Consider the following 17,381-nt stretch of genomic DNA (forward strand, 5'->3'; position numbering starts at 1 on the left):
GGATGTTCAATCTGTCGGATCAGAAGCGACAGCGTCGCTCGCACACTCCGGGGTGCCGGATCGAGGCCGCGAATCTTGTCTAAGCCTCCCCGCAAGGTGTGGACACGTGAACCACGCCACGGAGCCTGCATAGACGCTTCCTCCTCGACACGGCCGGCACTCTGTTCGGCCAGGAGCTTCTCTTCAAACTCTACCGGCGGAACCATCCCCAACGCCGAGTGCAACCTCCGCCGGTTATAGACCACCTCGATCCAACGAGCGACTTCCCTCATCGCTTCAGCCCGGGACTGCCAGACTCTGCGCTCGAAGAACCCCGTTTTCAACGACGACCAAAACGACTCCGGCTGAACAACCGTCCCAGGTTCTGTGCCGCATCCATTTTAAATGGATTGGATGTCATCATGCCGAAGAAGATTGATCCTCAGGTTCGGGAGCGTGCCGTGCGGCGCGTGCTCGAGCATCGGGCTGAGTGCCCGTCGAATGCGAAGGCCATTGCCGCTGTCGCCCGTCAGGAAGGCGTCGGTGCGATTCGCTGCGCCGGTGGGTGATCTAAGCCGAGATCGACGCCGGCGAACGGACGGGGCAGACCAGTGAACCGCACGCCGAGGTCCGCCGGCTGAAGGCGGAGTATAGGGCGCTGGGCGAGGACGTGGCGATCCTGAAAGCGGCGACGGCTTTCTTCGTGGGGGAACTCGACCCCCGCAACCGCTGGTGATGGTGGGTTTCATCGACCAGATGAGAGCCGAGGAGTTTGCTGTCGAGTCGATCATCCGGGTTCTGCGTGAGCAGGGCGTGAAGATCGCAGTACGCACCTACCGGGCCTGGAGGCAGGGCCGTGAATCGCCCCGGGGGTAATAGAGGCAGGGAGATTGGAAGAAGGAGATTCTCTCTTGCCAGTGAAATACACAGACGAACTCAAGGCTCGTGCCGTCGGGCTCGTCATCTATGCCCAGTCCGACCCGGACACCGTGAATGGAGCGATCACCCTCGTCGCGAACGAACTCCGGCTGAGCAAAGAGACCCTGCGAGTCTGGGTCCGCAAACACAAAGAATCGGGAAGGCGACACCGACTGAGTCCGTGGATTTGGAAGCGGAGAATCGTCGACTCCGGGCTGAGTTGGCTGAAGCGAAGCGGGCCAACGAGATGTTGAAGAGAGCATCGGCTTTCTTCGCGGCGGAGCTCGACCGTCCATCGAAGTGATCGTCGCCTTCATCGACGACAATCGCGACGAGTTCGGAGTCGAACCAATCGTGCGCGCCCTGAAAGGGACTCCTGCACGGATGGGACTGCTGAAGGTCTGGTTGACTGTGGGGTTTATGCCGCCAGGTCGACGGCTTTGTGGTGAACCAGTTCGTATTCAACCGGGGTCAGTTTACCCAAACGCCGTTGACGACGCTTCCGGTGATAGGTGCGCTCGACCCAATGCACGATCGCCTTCCGTAACTGCGCTCGAGACTCCCATCGGCTCCGATCGAGGACGTTCTTCTGCAAAACTGCGAAGAACGATTCCATCGCCGCGATATCACCAGCAGCACCGACTCGACCCATTGACCCGACGAGCTCATAGCGGCGTAGAGCTTGCTGGAATTTCCGAGAACGAAATTGCGACCCGCGGTCCGAATGAACCACACAGCCGGCCACCGCACGCTGCCCGCCACGACGGGCCACCGCACACCCCCTTGGTCAGGAGTGTTGCAACGATGGCTAGAACCCAAGGGGTGGGATGCTCGGTGATATCGGTCAGCCACAATTCATAGATGGTCGTGGCGGTGAAATCGCGTTCAACGAGGTCATCACACACCTGCGGACCAGGGGCTTTGCCGTGTTTCCGGGCTCGTTTGATCGTGTGAGAGAACAGCTTCTGCTCAGAACACCATCGCCACACACGACGCTCAGACACCCCGTAGCCGACCGCTACGAGTTCGTCGGCGATGAACCGGTGACCAAACTCAGGATCATCCACGCGGATGCCATAGCAGGCATTGATCAAGAGCGCCTCCTCCAGATCCCGGTCAGAGATAGGTTTCGCGCACCACTTGTAGAAGCCTTGCTTCGTAAAACCCAGTACCCGACAGGTCACTGCCACCGGTACACCGGTGGCAGCAAGGTCACGGTCCAGCGGGTACATCTGTAATGGGTATTGGCCAGCCTGTGGCCGGCTGAGATGCTGAGTTCAGTCTCAGTGCGTGACCCCGGGTATTTCCGACCCTCATGAGGCGTTCAAGGGGTGTCTTGAAAATGACGTGTCCGCACTGGGCTGAGCTCGGCATCTGCGCGCAGATGCCTTGATTAGAAGCCTGTCCGACCCCCGAGGAAACAGTGGTTGTGACTCATTACAGATGTGGACTCTGAGCGACCCCACGAGCCGGGCTGACCTTATCCGCTCTATGCCCTTGGAGGATGATTATGGTTTCCGTCGTTGAAGCTTTCGACTACGTCGTCGGTGTCGACACCCATGCACGGACCCACACCTACTGTCTAATCCAGACTCGCACCGGCGCGGTCATCGATAGCGCTCAGTTTCCCGCCTCAAAGCCCGGTAACGAACGGGCGATCAGCTGGATCCAAAGGCGCGGGAACAACAGCAGCATACTGGCAGCAGTCGAAGGCACCGCTTCCTACGGTGCAGGCATCACTGCCTCCCTACGCAGAGCCTCTATCGAAGTCGCCGAGGTCCGCCCAGGACCTAAACGAGAACATGCCCATGCCGGAAAATCGGACACGATCGACGCCGAATCTGCTGCACGGCGCGTTCTGGGCATCAATGTCGAATCCCTTGCCCAGCCCCGTGCTTCCGGCGATCGAGCAACCCTGCGTGTGCTTCTGGCCGCCCGGTCATTGATCGATCAGCAGCGCACAGCTAACCGCAACGCACTCACCGCCTTGCTGCGCAGCTTCGAATTAGGCATTGATGTTCGTCGGCCAGCCAAAGACGAACAGATCTCGGTGATCGCCAAGTGGCGAATAAGCCAAGATCCTGGCATCGGGCCTCTACGACGAGAAGCGAAGCGGCTGGCAAAGACTGTCCTCGAACAGACGTATTTGCTGGAGAAGAACCACGAAGAACTCGCCCGTCTCACCGAGCAATTGGCTCCTGGACTCCAAGAGATCCAAGGGGTCGGCCCAGTCACCGGAGCGATTCTCATCACTGGGCTTACCCTGAATTAGTGGACATCTGAGCAAGGTGGCGGCTGTGGCTGTTACCAGGAAGGTGTCACGATGAGAACCATGACGAGTAAACGCCGGAGCTTTACCCCGGAATTCAAAAGAGAAGCCGCTCGATTGGTGATCGATACCGATCGCAGCATCCGAGCTGTCGCCGAAGAGATCGGCGTTGGAGAACAGTCACTTGGCCGGTGGGTGAAGATCGAGCGCGAGTCTCGCCAGCCAACGAAACGACGCACCGTCGAGGAGCTTGAAGCTGAGAACGCGAGGCTAACGAAGGAACTCTACGAGGCCAGAAAGGACAATGAGTTCCTGGGAAAAGCCGCGAGCTTCTTCGCGCAGAAGCGTCAGGACCGGAACGGTTTGAACTGATGCACGTGGAGAAGCACAATCACCAAATCAAGCGCATGGCGCGATTATTAGGAGTCTCCGCCTCGGGCTATTACGCCTGGGTCGGTCGCGAAGGTCGTCCTCCCGGGCCGCGTGCGGCACGTCAACGACAGATCGACGCGAAGGTTCGCGACGTTCATGCCGAGTCTGGTCACGTGTATGGAGCGCCTCGGATCAGTGCTCAACTCGGCCGAGAAGGGATCAACGTCAATCGGAAAACGGTGGCTGCGTCGATGCGTCGTCAGGGGTTGGAAGGGATCAGCCCACGAATGTTCTCCCCGGTGACCACGATCGCTGGAGTACGCCCGCATCGCATTCCAGATCGGGTGAAGCGCACCTGGGATCAAGGCGAACTGGACAAGGTCTGGATCAGTGATGTGACGTATCTACGTACCGGGGAAGGATGGCTGTATCTGTGCCTGGTCACCGATGCCCATAGCCGGCGCGTGCTGGGCTGGTCGATGTCGAGGGTGCAGAACTCCGAGCTGATTGAATCCGCGCTGCGAAGAGCGTGCTTGGTCCGGCAGAATCACAAGCCTGATGGCCTGGTATTTCACGCGGATCGAGGGGCCCAGTACACCAGTGAAGACACGTACAAAGTCTGTTGGGATTTGGGCTTGGCTCAGTCAGTCGGCCGGACCGGGGTTTGCTTCGATAATGCGATGGCAGAGAGCGTGTTCTCCAAATTGAAAACCGAGTTCTATGACCGTCGTGTCTGGGCTACCCGGGCTGAAGCTCGTGCTGGGGTCGTTCATTGGATTGAGCAGGTTTACAACCGTCGGCGACTGCATTCGGCCCTCGGGATGCTCCCGCCGGTGGAATACGAACATTCCCTTAGGGAACAGCAGTCAGCCGGTGAGATAGAAAGACTTCAGGCAACGGCCTGATGAACTAAGAACATGTCCACAACTTGCGGGCAAGCCCATCACCGCTTACTCCCACCACGGGCGGATCCGTTCAGAAGCTGCCTTCGCAGCACTTGGAGGCATCGCACCATTACCGGCCTCATCAGGAAACACCACCAGGCACCGACTCTCACGATCCGGTGATCGACAGCTCAACCGCGCTATTGATGTCATCACCCGCACCCGGATCAGCTGCGACCCCACCACACGAGATTACGTGCTCAGAAGACAAAGCGAAGGGCTGAGCAAACGTGAAATCCGACGATGCCTGAAACGCTACATCTGCCGGTCCCTCTATCGAGAGCTGAAGACTCGCATGGCTTGACAGAGGGCATAGAAGCGTCATTTTGGGTGGTGACCCCGAGCTTCAAATTCGCTTGCGAGAGATACGCGGCGGCCTCGCGGAGGATCTTGTTCTCCCGCTCGAGTTCGCGGATTCGCTTGATCGCTGCTGCTTGGGCCCGCGACCCCTCGTGATCCTTAGCCGGTTCGAGGCCGTGTTCGCGCAGGCGTGAGTCGCGAACCCAGGATTGGAGCGCTGATTTCGACACCCCCAGGTCGGCGCAGACCTGTTTTTGTGTCGTCACGTCGTTGATGAGCTCGAGTGCTGATTGTTTTAACTCATCGGTGTAGATCTTGGGCATGACTTCAATCCTTCCTGGAATTTATCCAGTCGTGAAGTCAACCGAACCTTCAGCAGTCTCCAGACAAGACCTTATCAACTCCAACGAACAGGCGTAACCAAAGAAATCCAGGCCCGGAGGGGTCAATTTTCAGTTGTCGTTAGGGGGTCAATTTACACCCGTCGTTGACATCTTCTCGAGGCCGGTGGCTTCAGACCCCAGCTACACCCTTAAATGCGAAGGGCCGCTTTACCAACGTCTCGTTGGGAACGCCTTCAGGATCCAGCGATATCTCGATATGACCGCGACTCCTGGCGCATAGCGTTAGATGAAAGCGCTGGTCTGGGTACCTGGAAGCGTTGTTCTGGGTATGTGGTAGCACTGTGGTCTGCTGAGGAGTAGCGGCGTCGTCCGGCGCTGCTTTCTCTTCTAGATTCATGGAAGCAGGCCTTCATCGTGGTTGATTACAAGAAGATCATGTCTCTGTTGCTGGAGTCGCGGTCTTATCGAGATATCGCTGAGTCCTTAGGATGTTCTCAACGAGACGTCGCTAAAGCCCGTGCGGTGATCAAGGAGCACGGCCTCACAGGTGATCAAGTAGCTGTCATGACCGTAGAACGGGTAGAGGAACTCTTCCCCGATCGGCGCCGACGAGTTGCAGGTGAGTATCTAGCGCCGGAATTCGGCCCGGTCGTGGCATCGATGCGTTCGAACCGTCACTTCACTTTGCTCCAGGGGTGGAGAACTTATCTCGGTGTGGCCTCCGAACTGCGGAAATACTCGTATTCTCAGTACTGCCACCTCTTCAGCGATTACGCGGCAAGAAACGATCTTGTAGCCACTTTGCACCATGAACCGGGGCGGGCGGTATTCATCGATTGGGCCGGTGACACCCTCCAGGTCTGCGACGCGGTCACCGGTGAAATCACCAAGGTCTACTTGTTCGTCGCGGTGTTGCCGTACTCGGGGTTGGTGTACTGCACAGGATGCACTGATATGCGTATGAACGCGTGGTTGAGCGCTCACAAGGCAGCTTTCGAGTATTTCGGCGGGGTGCCCCAGATTGTGGTCCCTGATAACGCGCCCACTGCTACTCACCGCCCTACCAAAGGTGAGTCTGCCCGGGTCGTGAATCCGAAGTACCAGCAGTTAGCCGATCACTACGCAACGGCGATCGTGCCTGCCAGGGTGCGCAAGCCTCGAGACAAAGCCGCCGTAGAATCTGCCGTTCAGGTGATCAACAAGCGAGTCATCGGATATCTCTGCGAAGACGTCTTCACGACCGTGACCGAGCTCAACACCGCGATCGCTGTTCGGATGAGGGAAATCAATGAAGAGATCCGCCGGGCTGATGGGACCACCAGGGCCGAACGATTCATGGCAGAAGAGGCATCTGCTTTGGGAGGCTTGCCTGTTGAGGGGTTTGAAGATGTTGAATACCGGCAGGTCAAAGTGGGACGGAATTATCATGTGACCTGCGATTATCAGCACTACTCAGTGCCTCACCGACTCGCAGGTCAATTGCTGCGAGCACGACTGACGGATCAACAGGTCAGTATCTTCGATGGCGATGCCATCGTTGCAGAGCACCGACGAAAACACGGCCGCCGGGGCCAGTACTCCACTGATTCCGCGCATGTACCCCTCCAGCACCAAGACGTCGCTGGCTTGTGGTCTCGTGATTGGTTTATCCGTCGGGCGGCCGCGTTTGGGCCGGCCACCGTGGAGATCATCACCGCGGTCTTAGACCGCCATAAGATCGAGGCTCAGGGGTATCTGGAGTGCCAGAACATTCTCGAGTCCCTGGGCAAGCGCGATAAGCAACGCCTCGAGGCTGCGTGCACGCAGTTAGCCAACCTGGGTGGGTATGCCAGCTATTCCGGACTCAAGCGACTCATGGCTGCCATTGATTCTGATACGAAAACATCTCGGCCACACAGGCCAGCAGCCGCCACCATCAAGCCCCAGCCGGCCGTCGATACCCTCGATCCAGCACAGATCTACGTGCGTGGAGCTGACTACTACCAGCAGGGACGGTGAACAGCGCCATGACCACGACACCGGCGAGCCCGGCCTTGATGAATTCAGTGTTCACTACCGAGGACAAAGAGAAGTTTCGTACCTTACGGATCACTCACTTGGCTGCGAAGTTCGAAGAACTCATCATCGATGAGAGCAACGACCACCTGACCCCGGAGCAAATATTCCTGGCGGCCGTTGATGACGCTTTAGACCAGCGAAGAGTGAAGAACATTCAGAAACTGCTCCTGGCTGCTCAGCTACCGATCATGCGGGCCTCGATCGCGGAGATCCATTATCAAGAAGGACGGAACATTACCCCAGCCAGGATGGCCCGCTACGCCGCACATGACTGGGCCAATGAGACCGCTAACCTGTTGATCACCTCGCCCACAGGAGGAGGAAAGACCTATATTGCCTGCGCGATTGCCGTAGCGGCATGTCACAACGAGCATAAAGTCTTCTACACCCGCATGGACGAGCTCGCTCGTCGTCTCGTCATCGCTCGAGGCGATGGCATCGCTCATCAGGCCTTGTTGAACCGGCTATCTGATGCGGATCTACTCATCATCGACGATTTCCTGACCGTCGGTATTGACCCTGAAGCCGCGAACGATCTTTTCGCGATACTGGCAAACCGAGAACACCGGGCAGCCACCATGATCGCTTCTCAAACCGGGCCCGCGTACTGGGCTTCAGCTCTCCCTGACAGAATCGCTGCGGATAGTATCGTCAATCGACTGGCGAATAATGCCCGCACGATAAACCTTGGCGACATTGATATGCGGCGCCACCAAGGTGAACAGACACGAGCGGCCCCTGGCTACTGGGAGTAGAAAAACTCGAGAAACCGACGACCGGGAAGCACCATAGAGGTGCTTCCCGGTCGTCAGAACTCCGCTACCACTTACCCAGACCAGCGCTTTCATCTAAGGCTATGCGCCAACTCCAGCAATAGGGACATGATCTTCTTGTAATCAGCCACGATGAAGGCCTGCTTCCATGAGTCTCGAAGAGAAAGCAGCGCCGGACGACGCTACTCCTCCTCAGCAGACCACAGTGTTACCTACTACCCAGACCCGCGCTTCCAGGTACCCCGACCAGCGCTTCCGACTCAAGCTATTCGCCAGCACTCAGCATAGAGGGCTCTTCGGACATCCGGTGGGGGTAGGGCTCGCCGGGTGATGGTTGGCGTGTAGGGGTCGAGGTCCCCGAGGATCAGAAGCGCTAACTCTCTGATCTACCCCGAGGACCTCGACATGCTTCACCCTACTTCGGGGTGCGCTTCGGCGCGCTCTGCTTGCTGTCCGTGTGCCCGCTGTGACCTGCTGGTCGGCCTTCCCGGTGTTCATGTCGAGCACGTCGACCGTCGCGACGGGCTGCTGGTCGTGACGGTCTCGAGCCCCGCCGCGCCTGCCGGGTGCCCGTCGTGCGGTGTCGTCGCGACAGGTCGAGGGCGCCGCCGGCGGGTGCTGCATGACGTGCCCGGAGCGACCCGGGTGCGGATCGTGTGGCGGCAGCGGGTCTGGCGATGCGACGACGAGGGCTGTCTGCGGAAGACGTTCACGGAGCAGCTGCCGTCGCTGGTTGCCCGGCGCGGGTCGATCACGACGCGCGCTATCGGCTGGGCGATCGGGCAGCTGCGTCGCGAGCATGCCACGATCGCGGGCCTGGCCCGGCAGCTCGGGACGTCGTGGAAGACGGTGTGGCGGGCCGTCGAACCCGAACTCGTCAAGCTGGCCGTCGATGAGACCCGGTTCGAGAACGTCACCACGCTCGGCGTCGACGAGCACATCTGGCACCACGTCGACCCCCGCAAGCGCGGCCCGAAGGAGTTGACCGGGATGGTCGACCTCACCCGCGACGAGCACGGAAAGACGCGGGCCCGGCTGCTGGATCTCGTCCCGGGCCGATCGGGGAAGGCGTATGCCTCCTGGCTCGGTGATCGTGGCGACGCGTTCCGGAAGAACGTGCGAGTGGCAGCTCTCGATCCGTTCGCGGGATACAAGACTGCGATCGACGACAAGCTGCAGGACGCCACCGCGGTGCTCGACGCGTTCCACGTCGTCAAGCTCGGCACCGCCGCCGTTGACGAGGTCCGCCGGCGCGTCCAGCAAGACACTCTCGGGCATCGCGGCCGTAAGGGCGACCCGCTCTACGGGATCCAGACCATCCTCCGCGCCGGCGCGGAGAACCTCACCGAGAAACAGCGAGCACGGCTCACCGCCGCGATCGAGGCCGACCCCGCGCACGACGAGGTGTTCGTCGCGTGGCAGTGCGCGCAGCAACTTCGCTCCGCCTACCACCAGAAGGACCTCGCCGCCGGGCGGCGGATCGCCGAGCAGGTCGTCGAGACGTTCCACACCTGCCCGATCCCCGAGATCGCCCGCCTCGGCCGCACCCTCCGCCGCTGGCGGGACGCGTTCGTGGCCTACTTCACCACCGGCCGCGCGAACAACGGCGGCACCGAGGCCGTGAACGGGATCATCGAGCTCCACCGCCGCCTCGCGAGAGGATTCCGCAACCGCGACAACTACCGGCTCCGAATGCTCCTCGCCGCTGGCGGACTCATCCCCTGACCCCACCGGATGTCCGAAGAGCCGCATAGAGCCGCTCCCCGCATAGAAGCGGCACAGAACCCGGGACGGTTCACAGAGTCTGGCAGTGTTGGGCTTAGGCGATGAGGGACGCCGCAGGCTGGATCAAGGTGATCTATGACCGGCGGCGGTTGCACTGGGCATTGGAGAAGGTCCCGCCGGTCGATTTCGAGGAAAAGCTCCGGGCCGCGCAGATCGCGGGCCAGGTTCAGGAAGAAGCGCCTACGCAGGTCGCGTGAACTGGTTCATGCGTCCAGTACTTGTGGGGAGGCTCACGGCCCACAATTTAAACGCACGCTATGCGCCTGCATGGGGTGCAAATGATGTGGTGTTCATGCAACCGGCTCTTCGGACATCCGGTGGGGGTAGGGCTCGCCGGGTGATGGTTGGCGTGTAGGGGTCGAGGTCCCCGAGGATCAGAAGCGCTAACTCTCTGATCTACCCCGAGGACCTCGACATGCTTCACCCTACTTCGGGGTGCGCTTCGGCGCGCTCTGCTTGCTGTCCGTGTGCCCGCTGTGACCTGCTGGTCGGCCTTCCCGGTGTTCATGTCGAGCACGTCGACCGTCGCGACGGGCTGCTGGTCGTGACGGTCTCGAGCCCCGCCGCGCCTGCCGGGTGCCCGTCGTGCGGTGTCGTCGCGACAGGTCGAGGGCGCCGCCGGCGGGTGCTGCATGACGTGCCCGGAGCGACCCGGGTGCGGATCGTGTGGCGGCAGCGGGTCTGGCGATGCGACGACGAGGGCTGTCTGCGGAAGACGTTCACGGAGCAGCTGCCGTCGCTGGTTGCCCGGCGCGGGTCGATCACGACGCGCGCTATCGGCTGGGCGATCGGGCAGCTGCGTCGCGAGCATGCCACGATCGCGGGCCTGGCCCGGCAGCTCGGGACGTCGTGGAAGACGGTGTGGCGGGCCGTCGAACCCGAACTCGTCAAGCTGGCCGTCGATGAGACCCGGTTCGAGAACGTCACCACGCTCGGCGTCGACGAGCACATCTGGCACCACGTCGACCCCCGCAAGCGCGGCCCGAAGGAGTTGACCGGGATGGTCGACCTCACCCGCGACGAGCACGGAAAGACGCGGGCCCGGCTGCTGGATCTCGTCCCGGGCCGATCGGGGAAGGCGTATGCCTCCTGGCTCGGTGATCGTGGCGACGCGTTCCGGAAGAACGTGCGAGTGGCAGCTCTCGATCCGTTCGCGGGATACAAGACTGCGATCGACGACAAGCTGCAGGACGCCACCGCGGTGCTCGACGCGTTCCACGTCGTCAAGCTCGGCACCGCCGCCGTTGACGAGGTCCGCCGGCGCGTCCAGCAAGACACTCTCGGGCATCGCGGCCGTAAGGGCGACCCGCTCTACGGGATCCAGACCATCCTCCGCGCCGGCGCGGAGAACCTCACCGAGAAACAGCGAGCACGGCTCACCGCCGCGATCGAGGCCGACCCCGCGCACGACGAGGTGTTCGTCGCGTGGCAGTGCGCGCAGCAACTTCGCTCCGCCTACCACCAGAAGGACCTCGCCGCCGGGCGGCGGATCGCCGAGCAGGTCGTCGAGACGTTCCACACCTGCCCGATCCCCGAGATCGCCCGCCTCGGCCGCACCCTCCGCCGCTGGCGGGACGCGTTCGTGGCCTACTTCACCACCGGCCGCGCGAACAACGGCGGCACCGAGGCCGTGAACGGGATCATCGAGCTCCACCGCCGCCTCGCGAGAGGATTCCGCAACCGCGACAACTACCGGCTCCGAATGCTCCTCGCCGCTGGCGGACTCATCCCCTGACCCCACCGGATGTCCGAAGAGCCATGCAACCCATCACGACCCTCGTTCTACCTGAGCGGATTAGATATATAAAGCTTGGGCGACGTTGAAAGATTCTGAGGGTTGTTGTCACGTCTTCAATGGGCATCGATCGGCAATGGTACTAGTGCTCATATACCTGTGCCTTGAGATGCTCGTTCTCCGCCCTCATAGTTTATTTAATTTGAGGAATTTGGGCGTATGAATCTAGTGACTCGTTGTTATCTTTAGGGAATGAGATCTCTCTTGGAAAAGTGGACGGTCCTGCGTGGCGTATCTCGCGAACGCGATTGCACTGTAAGTCCCTGGCTCGAGACTTCCTGGGAACGAATGAACTGGTGACGGTTTATACCAGGACTCTGAAACCCTCTCATCGTCCCGCATCAAATAAACCGCAAAATGCATCTCCGCCTCACGTGAATGGATCGGACGACAGTCCACGATGACGCAATTGTTTTTGTAGCAAATGGTCGGTTGCATGATAAATGTATCTAAAATGCTGGGGATCGGAGCCGACGCTTTCACGCCGGTATTGACGAGGCATTGTGATTCTGACCTCCATAAAGACCTTGAAGGGGAGGCCGACGAGCTGACTCTAAGCTCATCATAAGAACCTTCGAGAAGACCTCGATTCAAGAGTAAAGGCGTCACAGCGGATAGCATTTTTACCGTGGTGTTATGAAGGTCGTTTCTTCCGCGCATTATGCTGTGAAGCACCAAATCGTGCTGGTTTCTAAGATGCGCGGCTGCTCGTGGGTCACTGAAATTTTCGATCTCCACGAAGCCTTCTTTTAGGTAATTTATTAGCAACTGAGTTTCGTTATTACGCAGTATTTGATTGCTGTCACGGCCTGAACGGTGGACGTTCGTAATTGGGTCTGTCTTTACCTTGACCTGGTGGTCGTAGGAGTAAATCCAACTATTGTCCGTTTTGGAAACCTTCTGCGCGCCAGGTGATGCGAGGCGCTGCGTCCACGTGTCATCTTCAAAGGCGTAGTCGAGAAGGTGTGGAGCAGTGAGGTTAAATATGTCTTTTACCAGTTTACCATTGGCTTTTTCTTGGAACGAAATAAGTTGACCTGCGCGAAGAAAAAATGGATTTGATAGAATTTGAAGAGTGTGATCGTTTTTGAGTAGTTCGCGGTGATAGATGCTAAAATGTGCACGATTGCGCGTGCGAAAATAGTACTCATTTAAGCGTTGCTCGAGGGAGGGCGCATCTGTCTCTCCAATTGAATTCGCTAGATATCTGACTGCAAAGTCTGTGAATCCTGCGGAGACTTTACCTGTATCAATGTAGGTTGACGCAATCCAGTGGCATACACTTGATGGCTGAGATTCACCACCGTTGAATACTTTGCGGAAATGTCGACTCATGTTTGAGCCACCACGGGTAGATCGAAGTAGTTCCCCGCCGCCCCCTCTGACGGTCAGTGTCGCCGACGGGTATGGTTCTGCGCTGGCATTGGATTCGAACTGATAGTAGAGGTTCGAACTTATTGCTTGATGGGATGCCAAGGAGTGGGCAAGGCTGCTTGGTCCGGGTTGCGAGGCTGGGGGGATCCACCACTGCATTCCCATCGCTTCCCGAATGGCATTAGATATCTGTATGTCACGTTTAATTATGTCTATAGTCTTATTATTTGACCATGTGCGGGGGTCTTCGGTGAATATCTGGAAGTCGTGGTGAACGCCTGCCGCGTAGAGCAGGGCTAGGGCGAGCCGAGAATCCACACCCCCCGAGAGGGTTAGGCGTTTCTCAAGTCCTTCTTGAGTGCTGACATGTTGTAGTAACTGTTGCGCGAATTCGATGCCTTTCTGAATGGCGTGAGTGTAGTCCTGGATATCATGTGTCCCTCCAACAACTGATCGGTCTACGATTCGTGCGGTGTTTGGAGTTATCTCGATGGCCTCATCTGGTTCCAGTAAAGAAATTTGAGTAACCATTGTGCTGGAGGATATGGGATTTCTAAATGTTGGAACATTGGATATTATTGTGGTGACGTAATTCTCTAGATCAAGGTCGAGGCGTCGAGCCCTGCTGGTTAGTGCCTGTGAAACTGCATCGAAGGAATCTGAGAGCAATAGACCTTCGCCTGGAACGTGTGAGTAGTATGTAGCCTTATATGCGAATCGGTCCGCGAGGACGAGGAACTCATCGGATTCTTCATTGTTTTGAGCTACAACTGAGACCCACTCTCCAAGGGAGTCACGTATTTCGCCCAAGTTGGTTGCGGAGTCCAGATTGTTGTCGCCAAATCGCCCATTGTTGGCATGCTGGGCGCCATAGGTGACGCCGCTGAACTCAACAATTGGTGACTGTGCTGGCCACTCTCTGCGTGCGGGCTGTCTGGTGAGAGCCGTTGCGTTGGAGGGGACAAGGAGGGCTACCGGAGGGGCGAGCTCAGATGAAGACATTGTATCTACCTCGTAACTTGTCCAGGCGTTGGGGGCTGGGGCTAGTTTTGCCCATTGTCAGGTTCTTGGTGAATGGAAATGCGGCCTATGACGTTTTTGTTCTACCAGCGATGGTTTGTACTCGCTCGTAGAAAGTCTGGTTATAGCGAGATTTCACTTTCAACGCCGTAGGTTCCCCATGTCTGCGGAGGGCGTTCATGAATTTGCTGTACTCGCTCATTATCTGTTGAGTTTCCCCATCGGCGACAATTTCACCTTTGTCGAGCCAGACTACGCGCGTGCAGAGTTCTCGGATGGCCGGCGCTGAGTGATTAACGAGAAACCCGGTGCCTGAGCGAGCGATGAGCTGCTTCATGGCTTCATTGGAGCGCTGCCTGAAGGCGTCATCGCCGGTAGAGAGTGCTTCATCGATCATGAGGATGTCCGGATCTGCTGCGACCGATATGGCAAACCTGAGGCGTGCGTTCATTCCCGAAGAGTATGTTCGCATCGGCATCCTGATGGAGTTTCCTATGTCGGCCAGCTCGGTGACTCGCGGAATTCGCTCGTCAACTTCCGCGGGCGTCAGACCCATGGCCAAGAGTCCGATTCGGATGTTGTCCACACCAGTGAGATTGGGCATCAGGGCGGCCTTCACGCCCATGAGTTGTGGGGTTGAAGTAGCAACAACCTCGCCGCTAGTGGGCGTTTCTACGCCGGCAAGGACTCGGAGTAGCGTGCTCTTTCCAGAACCGTTACGCCCAACGAGACCGATGAACTCACCTTTGCGGGCTGCGAGCGAGATCCCCTTCAGTGCCTGCACGACACCTTTTTCTCCACTGGAGCCGAAGAGTTTTCGGGACTTCTGTTCGTGGGCGATTCGTACGTTGTAGTCCAGTGAAACATCGGTGGCAAGTAAGGTGAGTTCACCTAGCTTCAGTGGCTTGTCATCGGTTGACGGTGTCTTTTCCGCTGGGGCCTGCTTTGGAGAGTTACTTGTGCTGGTCACGGCCGTAGGACTCCTCTCCGAGCCAGAAAACGAAGAATCCGATAATGAAAGTCACTCCGGCCCAGATGCTGAGCATGATCCAGTGCTCGGTTGCTGGCACGACTCCATCTATGAGGATTTCTCGGTACATGACAAGGAAGACATAGATCGGGTTCAGCTCAATGATGGCTTCCAGCGCGGGGTAGTTCTGCGTGACACGAGTGATAGGGAAGATCACGCCGGATCCGTACATCAAGAAACGTGTCACGAACTGCATGATGCGGCTGATGTCAGGTAGGTGCGTGCTCAGGCGGGCCAGGATCAGCATGAACCCGAAACTAAGTATCAACTGAAGAGCAAGAACGGCAGGGAACAAGAGCCATGACCATTCCGGCAACTCATGTGGCGGAATGATCATGATGATCATGAACATGACTGCGACTGCCAACATGCGCTGCATAGTGTCGTAGACGAGGTCAGCAACCGGCAACGCCATGCGGGGAAATTGGAACGCCCGTGTCAGGGCCAAAGAGGAGGTGATGGTGCGAGTACCTGCAGTGAGTGCGTAACTCGTGAATTGATACATGAACACGCCAATGATGACGTACGCCACGTAGTTGCTCATTCCGCGATCGAAACGAAGTAACAGGCCGAAGATCATCCAATAGAAAACAGCGTCAAGTATTGGCCGCAGAACAAGCCAGACGGATCCGAGGCGACTGTCGTCGGTGCCAGTGATGACACGACTCCGTGACTGAAGCCAGATGAAGTGACGCCTTTGCCAGAGTTGCTTTAAATAAATGCCAAGTCGAGGGCGACCAGCCACCGGGTGAAGCTTTTCGAAGCCACCGTAATTATTGCGAACAGCGGTAATGAAGTCAGCTGTAGTAGCGGTCGGGGCATTCTCGCCAGCACCGCTCTTCGCCTGGTGCTGTGCCGAGAGGTCACGGTTCACCTCAGTCATTCAGCGACACCAATCTTTCAGAGCAGGCGGGCACATCGATGGACTTCTCCATAAGAACCATAGTCTAGACCGCTTTGGTTGCTCGTCGCTTACTGCACGCGCGGTTCGGATCCATATCAGTGTCCATGCCGTTTCGAGGGGGTGGTCTCGCACAGTTGCTCCGTGGCCTGCGGATGCTCACCTAGGTGATACTTCAAGATTGTGGCGCGAATTCTCGGAGACCTCGTATGCCGGTCTAGAATGAGGCCGACCCATACATCCCGTCTGGCCGGTTGCGCATCGCGCCGATCGACCATGATTCAAGGAGTGCTGTGAAGAAGATCATGCCCGTCTACGGGACCCGTCCGGAAGCGATCAAGGTTGCTCCGATCATCAAGGCCCTGCAGGACGCGGACGATTTTGATTGCGTCGTCACCGTCACGGGCCAGCACCGTGAAATGCTGGACCAGGTTAATGAGCTCTTCGGTATTGAGCCGGACCATGATCTCAACATCATCCAGCCGCGCCAGACTTTGAACATGGTGATGGCCAAGACCATTGATGGACTCGACGCCATCCTGGAACAGGAACAGCCCGACGCCGTTGTGGTCCAGGGCGACACCACGACGTCGACGGCCGGAGCCATCGCCGCCTTCAACCGGGGGATTCCGGTGGTCCACGTAGAGGCCGGGCTCCGTAGCTTCAACATCTTCTCGCCCTTCCCTGAAGAAGCCAACCGCAAGATGACATCGCAGATCTCCTCGCTGCATTTGGCCCCCACCTCGGTGTCCAAAGCAAACCTGCTACGCGAAGCGGTGAACGAGGATGACGTCTACGTTTCCGGTAATACCGTGATCGATGCATTGCTCGACGTCGTCGACAAGAAGGTTCCGTTCGAAGACGAGGCCCTGCAGAACGTACAAAAAGCTGTTGAGGGTGGACAGAAGCTGGTGCTGGTGACCACCCACCGTCGTGAGAACCAGGGTGACGCAATGCGCGGCGTGGGTCGTGCTCTGGCTCGCTTGTCGGAGACGCACCCGGACGTCCTGTTTGTTCTTCCCGCTCACAAGAATCCGGTGGTGCGCGAAGCGATCCTGCCGTTCCTCGAGGGCAAGACTAATGTGGTGGTGACCGAGCCGGTAGCTTACGGCCAGTTCACCCACCTGATCTCGCTGGCGAACGTGGTGCTGACCGACTCCGGTGGAGTTCAGGAGGAGGCTCCTGGCCTGGGCAAGCCCGTGCTGGTGATGCGCGAGAACACCGAGCGTCCCGAGGCTGTGACTGCGGGGACCGTGCGTTTGATCGGCACTGATGAGGAGCGGGTCTACAACGAAGTGACCGAGTTGCTGACTGACTCCGCTGCCTATGAGCGTATGTCTAACGCGGTGAACCCCTACGGTGATGGTAACGCCGCCCGCCGTACGCTCTCGGCCATTCGCGAACTGCTGGGCACCGGCAAGCGCGAAGCTGAGTTCGATGACGGGCTCGGCAACTGACCACACGCTGAGCTAAACGCACCCGAGCGGTATGCTCGGGTGCGTTCCCTTTTTAATCACTT

13 protein-coding genes, 5 pseudogenes and 1 other annotated feature are annotated in these 17,381 nt (G+C 58.4%); of the genes and pseudogenes, 11 read left to right on the forward strand and 7 right to left on the reverse strand.

What is annotated here, in order from left to right; translation table 11 throughout:
* Positions 1 to 128 precede the first annotated feature (128 nt).
* A pseudogene (locus tag P8192_RS06565) lies at positions 129 to 341 on the reverse strand (IS3 family transposase); the annotation flags it as partial.
* 60 nt (positions 342 to 401) lie between these two features.
* Here P8192_RS06565 and P8192_RS06570 point away from each other — a divergent pair.
* A pseudogene (locus tag P8192_RS06570) lies at positions 402 to 849 on the forward strand (IS3-like element ISPfr13 family transposase); the annotation flags it as partial.
* Positions 850 to 1,120: 271 nt separating this feature from the next.
* Positions 1,121 to 1,258, forward strand: a pseudogene (locus tag P8192_RS06575) (IS3 family transposase); the annotation flags it as partial.
* Positions 1,162 to 1,263: a sequence feature (AL1L pseudoknot), on the forward strand. Its footprint overlaps the pseudogene before it by 97 nt.
* A 52-nt stretch (positions 1,264 to 1,315) precedes the next feature.
* Here the strand turns inward: P8192_RS06575 and P8192_RS14525 are convergent.
* Positions 1,316 to 1,630 (reverse strand): annotated as a pseudogene (locus P8192_RS14525) (IS3 family transposase); the annotation flags it as partial.
* Entirely contained in the window at positions 1,563 to 2,129 is a 567-nt protein-coding gene (locus tag P8192_RS06580) for a hypothetical protein (RefSeq protein ID WP_278159858.1), read from the reverse strand. The gene P8192_RS06580 and the pseudogene P8192_RS14525, both read right to left, overlap by 68 nt.
* 278 nt (positions 2,130 to 2,407) lie before the next feature.
* Between P8192_RS06580 and P8192_RS06585 the strand changes: the two genes are divergently transcribed.
* The 3 genes and pseudogenes from P8192_RS06585 to P8192_RS06595 all read left to right on the forward strand — a co-directional run.
* Positions 2,408 to 3,169 carry an IS110 family transposase gene (locus P8192_RS06585; RefSeq protein ID WP_278159480.1) on the forward strand — a complete coding sequence of 254 codons (762 nt, stop codon included), beginning with the start codon at positions 2,408 to 2,410 and terminating at the stop codon, positions 3,167 to 3,169.
* A 51-nt stretch (positions 3,170 to 3,220) separates the two neighbouring features.
* Positions 3,221 to 4,443, forward strand: a protein-coding gene (locus tag P8192_RS06590) for an IS3 family transposase (RefSeq protein WP_278158568.1) whose coding sequence is annotated in 2 segments (ribosomal slippage) — positions 3,221 to 3,494 and positions 3,494 to 4,443 — 1,224 coding nt in all. Because the reading frame shifts where the segments join, the coding sequence is not laid out codon by codon here.
* 43 nt (positions 4,444 to 4,486) lie between these two features.
* Positions 4,487 to 4,786: pseudogene (locus P8192_RS06595) on the forward strand (transposase); the annotation flags it as partial.
* On the opposite strand, the gene P8192_RS06600 reads toward P8192_RS06595, so the two are convergent.
* Positions 4,683 to 5,105, reverse strand: coding sequence for a transposase (locus tag P8192_RS06600; RefSeq protein ID WP_278159482.1), 423 nt, complete (start codon positions 5,103 to 5,105; stop codon positions 4,683 to 4,685). The pseudogene P8192_RS06595 and the gene P8192_RS06600 overlap by 104 nt on opposite strands.
* Before the next feature lie 435 nt (positions 5,106 to 5,540).
* Between P8192_RS06600 and istA the strand changes: the two genes are divergently transcribed.
* The 5 genes from istA to P8192_RS06625 all read left to right on the forward strand — a co-directional run bounded on the left by istA (position 5,541) and on the right by P8192_RS06625 (position 11,477).
* Positions 5,541 to 7,124, forward strand: coding sequence for an IS21 family transposase (gene istA / locus P8192_RS06605; RefSeq protein WP_278156880.1), 1,584 nt, complete (start codon positions 5,541 to 5,543; stop codon positions 7,122 to 7,124).
* A gap of 8 nt (positions 7,125 to 7,132) precedes the next feature.
* Positions 7,133 to 7,939, forward strand: a complete 807-nt coding sequence (locus tag P8192_RS06610) for an ATP-binding protein (RefSeq protein WP_270105186.1) — start codon at positions 7,133 to 7,135, stop codon at positions 7,937 to 7,939.
* A 423-nt stretch (positions 7,940 to 8,362) separates the two neighbouring features.
* Complete coding sequence (locus P8192_RS06615; RefSeq protein WP_278157375.1) at positions 8,363 to 9,682, forward strand: ISL3 family transposase; 1,320 nt, start codon at positions 8,363 to 8,365, stop codon at positions 9,680 to 9,682.
* A gap of 101 nt (positions 9,683 to 9,783) precedes the next feature.
* Positions 9,784 to 9,939: a hypothetical protein gene (locus P8192_RS06620; protein ID WP_278159483.1), complete on the forward strand. Its 156-nt coding sequence runs from the start codon at positions 9,784 to 9,786 to the stop codon at positions 9,937 to 9,939.
* Between the two features lie 218 nt (positions 9,940 to 10,157).
* Positions 10,158 to 11,477 (forward strand): ISL3 family transposase, encoded by a 1,320-nt coding sequence (locus tag P8192_RS06625; protein WP_278157375.1) that lies wholly within the window; start codon positions 10,158 to 10,160, stop codon positions 11,475 to 11,477.
* A gap of 225 nt (positions 11,478 to 11,702) precedes the next feature.
* On the opposite strand, the gene P8192_RS06630 is transcribed toward P8192_RS06625, so the two are convergent.
* The 3 genes from P8192_RS06630 to P8192_RS06640 all read right to left on the reverse strand — a co-directional run bounded on the left by P8192_RS06630 (position 11,703) and on the right by P8192_RS06640 (position 15,844).
* Positions 11,703 to 13,913: a hypothetical protein gene (locus P8192_RS06630; RefSeq protein ID WP_278159485.1), complete on the reverse strand. Its 2,211-nt coding sequence runs from the start codon at positions 13,911 to 13,913 to the stop codon at positions 11,703 to 11,705.
* Between the two features lie 85 nt (positions 13,914 to 13,998).
* A complete protein-coding gene (locus P8192_RS06635) occupies positions 13,999 to 14,901 on the reverse strand; it encodes an ABC transporter ATP-binding protein (RefSeq protein ID WP_278159487.1) in 903 nt (300 codons plus the stop codon).
* Entirely contained in the window at positions 14,885 to 15,844 is a 960-nt protein-coding gene (locus P8192_RS06640; RefSeq protein ID WP_278159488.1) for an ABC transporter permease, read from the reverse strand. The genes P8192_RS06635 and P8192_RS06640 overlap by 17 nt, the downstream gene beginning before the upstream one ends.
* Positions 15,845 to 16,155: 311 nt before the next feature.
* Between P8192_RS06640 and wecB the strand changes: the two genes are divergently transcribed.
* Entirely contained in the window at positions 16,156 to 17,319 is a 1,164-nt protein-coding gene (wecB, locus tag P8192_RS06645) for a non-hydrolyzing UDP-N-acetylglucosamine 2-epimerase (protein ID WP_270105522.1), read from the forward strand.
* The last annotated feature ends 62 nt before the right edge of the window (positions 17,320 to 17,381 follow it).

It is taken from the genome of Citricoccus muralis (assembly GCF_029637705.1).
Lineage (GTDB): Bacteria > Actinomycetota > Actinomycetes > Actinomycetales > Micrococcaceae > CmP2.